8 protein-coding genes are annotated in these 6,987 nt (G+C 70.9%); all 8 read right to left on the bottom strand.

From position 1 onward, the window contains the following. On the bottom strand, positions 1 to 968 hold a 968-nt coding region (locus MZTS_RS14275), incomplete at its 3' end, for an ABC transporter permease (RefSeq protein WP_192284342.1). Beyond that, the gene (locus tag MZTS_RS14270; protein ID WP_192284341.1) at positions 965 to 1,927 is read right to left on the bottom strand and encodes an ABC transporter ATP-binding protein; all 963 of its coding nucleotides are present in this window, start codon (positions 1,925 to 1,927) and stop codon (positions 965 to 967) included. The genes MZTS_RS14270 and MZTS_RS14275, both read right to left, overlap by 4 nt. Next, the gene (locus tag MZTS_RS14265; protein ID WP_192284340.1) at positions 1,927 to 2,361 is read right to left on the bottom strand and encodes a DUF2141 domain-containing protein; all 435 of its coding nucleotides are present in this window, start codon (positions 2,359 to 2,361) and stop codon (positions 1,927 to 1,929) included. The genes MZTS_RS14270 and MZTS_RS14265 overlap by 1 nt, the downstream gene beginning before the upstream one ends. Then, positions 2,358 to 3,950, bottom strand: coding sequence for a phytoene desaturase family protein (gene crtI, locus MZTS_RS14260; RefSeq protein ID WP_192284339.1), 1,593 nt, complete (start codon positions 3,948 to 3,950; stop codon positions 2,358 to 2,360). The genes MZTS_RS14265 and crtI overlap by 4 nt, the downstream gene beginning before the upstream one ends. A 207-nt stretch (positions 3,951 to 4,157) precedes the next feature. Beyond that, complete coding sequence (locus MZTS_RS14255; RefSeq protein ID WP_192284338.1) at positions 4,158 to 5,660, bottom strand: helicase HerA domain-containing protein; 1,503 nt, start codon at positions 5,658 to 5,660, stop codon at positions 4,158 to 4,160. Positions 5,661 to 5,754: 94 nt separating this feature from the next. Beyond that, positions 5,755 to 6,195 carry a type II toxin-antitoxin system VapC family toxin gene (locus MZTS_RS14250; RefSeq protein ID WP_343068750.1) on the bottom strand — a complete coding sequence of 147 codons (441 nt, stop codon included), beginning with the start codon at positions 6,193 to 6,195 and terminating at the stop codon, positions 5,755 to 5,757. A gap of 128 nt (positions 6,196 to 6,323) precedes the next feature. Further along, positions 6,324 to 6,548, bottom strand: a complete 225-nt coding sequence (locus tag MZTS_RS14245) for a hypothetical protein (protein ID WP_192284336.1) — start codon at positions 6,546 to 6,548, stop codon at positions 6,324 to 6,326. A 204-nt stretch (positions 6,549 to 6,752) separates the two neighbouring features. Then, positions 6,753 to 6,987 (bottom strand): TrmH family RNA methyltransferase (locus tag MZTS_RS14240; protein ID WP_281397050.1); only part of this gene is annotated, 235 nt, incomplete at its 5' end.

Raw genomic sequence — 6,987 nt, 5'->3', positions numbered from 1 at the left:
ACGCCGAAGGTCGCGGCGAGATGGGCCTGCTGACGCGTGGCGGAGAGGGCGCAGGCGGCCAGCGCGAGGCCGGCGGCCATGGCGGAAACGAGCCCGGAGGTGACGAGCCAGCCGACCCAGTGGCCGGTGATGTCGACCCCGTGCAGGAGCGCGGCGGCGGAAAAAATCAGCCCCGCCTGCACCACGCCCTGGCCGAGCAGGAACAGGAATTTGCCGATGACGATCACCGGCAGGCCGCCGGGCCCGGCGGCGAGACGGTCGGACAAGCCGCCCTCGCGCTCGTCCACCAGGGAGAGGGCTCCCTGCATCGCCGCGAACAGCAGGAACACGGCGGTGATCGCGCCCGCGTAGTAGCTGACCCGGTCGTTGCCCTGCCCGGAGGCGGTGGTGCGGGTCTCGACCAGACGGGCGAAGGAGAACGGCTCCTTCTTGGCGCGCTGCTCGGCGAAGGCCTCGTCGAGGAAGGCACGCTCGTCCGGGCCGATCTTGCCGGAGCGCTCCACGTCGGCGACGATGCGGGCGAGCACCACGTCGGGCAAGGCGTCGTTCAGGGCGCGCTGAAGCTGGCCCAGCGCGATCGGCGTGGCGAGCGCCCGCGACGGGCTCTCGATCAGCAGCACGGGCTGATCCGCGCCTTTGCCCCCCGCCGCCAGATCCCCCCGCAGCACCAGCGCGACATCGACCTCGCCCCGGCGCACCGCACGGAACGCGGCCTCGGCATCCGGCACGTCCAGGCGCTCGACGCGCAGGGACGGCTCGGCCTGCAGGGCGGTCACGAGCCGCTGCGTGGTGGCGGTGCGGGCGAGGTCGGCGAGCCCGAGATGGATGCGGATGCGATCACCGATCGCGCCGGAAAAGATCGCGGCGAAGATCGCGAAGATGACGGTGGGCAGCACGAAGGCCATCACCAGAGCCGCGCGGTCGCGCAGCAGCGAGAGCCACATCACCCGCATGGCCGCCGCGATCACGCCGCCGTCTCCAGGGGCGGCGCGGCGGCCAGGACGTCGCGGTAGAGGGCCTCCAGGCCGGGGCGGCGCACGCGGATCTCGGCGGCCGGCACACCCGCCTGCCGCAGGGCGGCGAGCAGGGCCGCGCCGTCGAGCCCGCCCGCGGCCCCATGGTCGGCCCGCCAGAGACGGTGATCGCCGTCGAGGGGCGAGAAGCCGGCACGGCGCAGGGCCGCCTCGGCGGCGGCGTCGAGGACGCCTTCCAGCACCGCCTCGTGCTCGGGCGGGGCCGAGGTGAGCGGGCGCATCAACTCGGTCAGGCTGCCCTCGCGCCGGATCGTTCCGTCGGCGAGGATGGCGACGCGGTCGGCTAGGCGCTCGGCCTCCGAAAAATCGTGGGTGCTGACGACGAGGCCGGCGCCGCCCGCGCGCAACGAGGCCAGCACCGCGTGGATCGCCGCGCGCGCCTCGAGATCGACGCCTTGGGTCGGCTCGTCGAGCAGGATCAGATCGGGGGAGGCCAGAAGGCTCGCGGCGATGTTGACCCGGCGCTGGTAGCCGCCCGAGAGCGTGGCGACGATCCGATCCGTCACCGCGGCGAGGGCGCAGCGCCCAAGCACCGCCGCCACGGCCTCACGGCGCTCCCGGCGCGGAAGACCGGCGAGCCGGGCGAACACGTCGAGGTTCTCCGCGACGGTGAGGCGGGGATAGAGCGCGATTTCCTGCGGCACGAACCCGATTGTCCGGCGCGTCCCCCGGTCGGATTGCGGATCGCCGCCGAGCACGCGCACCGAACCGGCATCGGGCCGGAGTCGCCCGGCCAGGAGACGGATCAGGCTGGTCTTGCCGGCCCCGTTCGGTCCGAGCAGCGCCAGCGTCGTGCCGCGCTCGAGGACGAGGTCGACACCGCTCAGGGCCGGGCGGTCGCGATAGGAAAGAGCGGCTCCCTCGACGCGGGCGAGGGGCGGCGCGGCCTGCATCAACGCCGGGGCAGCGGCCGGGCGAGGCGCACCCGGATCGCGGCACCGGGCTCGCGCAGGGCAAAGCTCGCGCTCGCAAAGTCCGGCCGGGCCCGGCGCCCGACCGAGCCGGAGAAGCCGTAGGGTTCGAGCGGCAGGCCGAGCCCCGTCCGGTCGAGCCGGCCGTTGCCGTTCTCGTCCTGGAAGGCGGCGACCGCCCAGATCCCTGCGGGCACCTCGTCGAAGACGAAGCGCGCAGCCCCGCCCTGGGGCGGGGCATGGCGGCCGATGGGACAGGCGGCCTCCGTCAGGCCGCCCTGGCAGAGGGTGACGTAGATGTCGTCGGGCCCCGGCTCCGCCCCCTCGACGATCACCTCCACGCTCGCCGCCAGGGCCGGCCCCGCGAGGGTGGCCAGCAGCGCGGCAAGGCCCGCGAAGCGCGCGGCCCGCCTCAACTCGGATCGCCCTGCGTGGCCAGCGGCGAGGTCGCCGGCAGATCCGCCAGGATCGCCGGCGCCTTCTCGCGGGCGAGATCCTCGATCAGGAGCCGGGCGGAGATGCGCGCGCCCTCGTAGATCACCGGCAGACCCGACCCCGGATGCGTGCCGCCGCCGACGAGGTAGAGCCCCGGCCCGAAGCGGTTATGCGGGCGGAACCACAGCATCTGCATCAGGTCGTGGGCGAGGTTGAAGGTCGCGCCCTCATGAACCGCGAACTCGTCGCGCCAATCGCGGGGATCGACCACCCGCTCGTAGCGGATGCGGCTCTCCAGATCGGGGATGCCGAGCAGCTTCAGCCGCTCCAGCACCAGCTTGCGGTAGGTCGGCCCGACCGCCTCCCAATCGATGCCCGCCTTCAGGTTCGGCACCGGCACCAGCACGTAGAGGGCGGTGTGGCCGGGCGGCGCCATGCCGCCATCGGTGAAGCCCGCATGCTGGACGTAGATCGACGGCTGCATCGGCAGGGTGCCGCCGGTGATCTCGTTGATGTTGCGCTCGTAATCCTTGGTCAGCAGGATCGTGTGGTGGCCGAGGCTCTCGGGCATCGTGCCCTCGATCCCGAGATAGAGCATGTAGGTCGAGCAGGAGAGGCGGGCCTTGCCGATCTTGGCGTCGCGCCAGCGCGGGCGCCGCTCCTCCGGCACGAGATCGCGGATCACCTTGGCGAAGTCGCCGTTGACGACGACGGCGTCGGCCTTGAGCGTCTCGCCCCCCGTCACCACGCCGCAGGCGCGCTTGCCCTCGAACAGAACCCGCTCGACCGGGCTGTTGAGGCGGATATCGACCCCCATGCGGCGGGCGAGCCCGGCCATCGCCTCCGAGACCGCGCCGCAGCCGCCGACCGGGTGATAGACCCCGTGCTCGTATTCGAGGAACGAGAGGATCGTGAACAGGCTCGGGCAGCGGAACGGCGACATCCCGAGATATTTGGTCTGGAACGAGAAGGCGAGGCGGACCCGCGGATCGGCGAAGTAGCGCCTGAGATCCCTGTCGACGCTGCGGCCGGGATGGAGATGGGGGAGGGCCGCCAGCATCGCCGGGCTCGCCATCGACAGGATGTTGTCGAAGGGCTGTTCCAGCACCGGCTTGAAGAAGTCCAGCTTGGTCCGGTTCTCGGCGAAGAACTTCTCGACGTTCTCCGCATCCGCCGGGGCGAGGCGGGCGATCTCCTGCTTCAGCCGCGGCACGTCGCCGGTGGCACGGATCTGCCCCGAGATGCCGTTCTCGCCCTCGAAGACGAGATTGTATTGCGGGTCGAGCCGCTCCAGCCGGACATGGTCCTCCAGGCGCTCGCCGCAGGACTCGAAGATGTCGGCCAGGATCTGCGGGTAGAGGAAGAAGGTCGGGCCGATATCGAAGCGGTAGCCGCCCGGCGCCTCGACGGTCTTGGTGCGCCCGCCGACGGCGGCATCGCGCTCGAGCACCGTGACGTGCAGCCCGGCCTTGGCGAGGAGCAGCGCGGTGGCGAGCCCGCCCGGGCCCGCTCCGACGACGATGGCGCGGCGGCCCGACAGGGTGCGCAAACCTTCCCGCGACTGAAGCAACGCCCCGAGACTCCCCAATTCGTGGAACGGCCACGATCCCGGATCGTCGCTCGCTCTTCCCCCGCCGTCAAAAAACGGGTCCGACGCCCCATACGCCGATGTGACGGGCAATCTTGGCCGGAAGCGCGGGGCCGGCAAGACGCGCGGATTGTCGCGCGCCGCGCCGGAGCCGTATCCGCCCCGATCGCAAAGCGATCGGACGGGGCTCTAGCTCCGCCCGCGCCGACGGAGGGTCAGCACCGGGGCGGCGCCGATCTGCGGCCCGGTCTCCACGTCGAGGTCGGGCACGGCGATGATCGGGGCACCGCGCAGGTCCCGGCGCAGGACGATGGCGCCGCGCTCCTCGAGATAGCCGAGCATCCGCCGGGCCCGGCCGGCCGAGCTGGTGCCGTAGGCCTCCGCCAAAGCGGCGTCGGAGGGGCAGGGGGCGCCCTGGAGGGCCGTGCGGGCGATGAGCAGGAACAGCCCGGCGAGATCCTCCGGCAGGCCGGCGGCCATTTCCTGGGCCCGTTCCCAGGCCGGCCCCTCGGCGGTGGCGCCATCGACACCGGCCCGGGCCACGGCGAGGCGGCGCTTGAACTCGGGCAGGCCCATCGCCTCGCCACCGATCCGGCGGATGCGGCAGCGGACGGTGAAATCCTGATACAGGGTCGCCGGGGTACAGGCGGCGGCATCCGAATCCGCCAGCACCGAGGCGAGGATCTCGGCCATCGCCGCCTCGCGCTCGGCCGGGTCCATCGGCTCCTCCTCCGGCAGATCCTCACGCACCGGCGGCCGGTAATTGGCGAGCTGGACCAGCACGTCGGGGCCGGGCGTGCGCACCGGCTTCGGCCGGGGCGCGGGCAGGGGGCGCGCCTCCTCCTCGGGGGAAGCGGTGAGGATCAGGGCGCGGGCCTCCTCGCCCATGGTGGGCAGGGGCAGCAGGGCGGGAGCGGCATTGCGGCTCTCCGTCACCGTCGGGCCGATGGCGATCGGCAGCGGACGCTTCGAGAGCGCGGGGCCGAGCCCCACGAAGTGACCGCGGGGCAGGTCGCGGAACATCTCGGCCTGGCGGCGGTCGAGGCCGAGCAGGTCGGCGGCGCGGGCCATGTCGATGTCGAGGAAGGTGCGGCCCATCAGGAAGTTCGAGGCTTCCGCCGCGACGTTCTTGGCGAGCTTGGCCAGACGCTGCGTGGCGATGATGCCGGCCAATCCGCGCTTGCGCCCGCGGCACATCAGGTTGGTCATGGCGCCGAGCGAGAGACGGCGGGCCTCGTCGGAGACTTCGCCCGCGGCCGCCGGGGCGAAGAGCTGCGCCTCGTCCACCACCACCAGCATCGGGTACCAGAGCGAGCGGTCGGCATCGAACAGGCCGCCGAGAAAGGCGGCGGCCGCGCGCATCTGGTCCTCGGCATCGAGCCCTTCGAGAGAGAGCACGACGGAGACCCGGTGCTCCCGCACCCGCGCGGCGATGCGCAGGAGTTCGGCCTCGTTGCCGTCAGCCTCGACCACGACATGGCCGTAGCGCTCGGCCAGGGTGACGAAATCGCCTTCCGGGTCGATGATTGCCTGCTGCACGAGGCCGGCGCTCTGCTCCAGCAGGCGGCGCAGCAGGTGCGACTTGCCCGAACCGGAATTGCCCTGGACGAGGAGGCGGGTGGCCAGCAGTTCGGTGAGGTCCATCGTGCCGGGCTTGTCGCCGGCCCGCCCCAGATCGATCTCGTAGCCCATCCCGTTCCCCGCTGGCGCCCGAACCCTTTAACATGCGCGCGCCGGCTCAGGTCCGCCGCGAGCGGGATCGTCCACAGCCGGGAGGCCGCAGGCTTTACGTCCGGTAGAACAGGACACGTCCCGAGGGACGCAACTGCAGGAGGCAGTCGAAGTCCCGCACGTTCCGCGTCAGGACCGTCAGACCGAGCTTCTCCGCCTGAAGGAACAGCGTGCTGTCGTGCAGGATCCGCATTCGGTCGTCCTTGGCATAGCCCTGGCAGCGGCAGAGCATCCCCGCATAGACGGCAGCGCGACCAAGGACATCGGCATCTGGCTGGAAAAGCCTGTGCGGGTGCATCGCGGCGACGATCTTGCCGATCTGGTCGATGGCTCCCTGGCTTCGTGGATCGGCAGGATCGAGGATGCCCACCGTATGCATCAACTCCTGCAGAGCGACGGTGCTGTGATTGACGACTCTGACCGCAAGCAGATCGTCGATGATCGACGGAAGCTTGCCCTGGACCTGGTCGATGTAAACACAGGTGTCGAGGATCAAACTGCCTCCGGCGAGGGCCTCCACAAAGGGAAGCTTCTCATCGCCTCGTCGGACCAGTGTCGCTGTCGGCGCGTGCCGGAGCAACCGCCGAGCGGCCTCGAAGGAGAACGACACTCCTGGCAACCCAATCAGAACTCGAGGTCAAGGTCCGGATCGACAGTCCCCTTCACCGCCCGGAAAGTCTCCATGAAAGAGTCCTCGAGAGCGATGTTCGCCAAGGCAAACTCGACGAGTTCAGTGTCGGATTGCAGACCGGTTCGGGCCTTTGCACGCTCGATCAACTCAGAGGAGACGCGCCCGGCAATGCGAGAATCCTTGCCGGTCGTGAGGCCACTTTGACGAGCCTGATCCATGACCGCGGCAACCTGCCCACGGAGGCCTGCCCTTCCCCGAAAGTCGCCCTTCGACTCCCCCTTGGGAGTGGGCCCTTTCGGCAGCCCCCTCGAAGCGTCGACACTGCGCTGAACACCCTTGCCCATGGCGCCCCACAAAGTGTTCAACAAAAAACGATTTTGCGCAACATACCATGCAACGGCAGGGGACGGTAGGCCTCGTCCTTATTCACCCTCACCATCGGGAAAAGATGCGAGCCCATCGCGCGCGGAACGTGCGGAACGTGAGGCCGCCAGATGATGCAGCGCGATTGCCCCCGCCGTCGCGACGTTGAGGGAATCGAAGCCCGGCGCCATGGCGATGCGGACGCGGCGCGCCCGCGCCATCAGCGCGTTCGGCAGCCCCGGCCCCTCGGTGCCGAGCAGAAGCAGCGCGCGGGCCGGCGGCTCCAGCGCGCCG

It is taken from the genome of Methylorubrum zatmanii (assembly GCF_014845115.1).
GTDB lineage: Bacteria > Pseudomonadota > Alphaproteobacteria > Rhizobiales > Beijerinckiaceae > Methylobacterium > Methylobacterium zatmanii.
This window is presented reverse-complemented; position numbering and strand designations above follow the sequence as displayed.

What these genes read in the sequence shown, in the direction of transcription:
- MZTS_RS14270 (WP_192284341.1), bottom strand. Translation starts at nt 1,927, where the DNA reads ATGCAGGCCGCGCCGCCCCTCGCCCGCGTCGAGGGAGCCGCTCTTTCC.
- MZTS_RS14255 (WP_192284338.1), bottom strand. Translation starts at nt 5,660, where the DNA reads ATGGGCTACGAGATCGATCTGGGGCGGGCCGGCGACAAGCCCGGCACG.
- MZTS_RS14245 (WP_192284336.1), bottom strand. Translation starts at nt 6,548, where the DNA reads ATGGATCAGGCTCGTCAAAGTGGCCTCACGACCGGCAAGGATTCTCGC.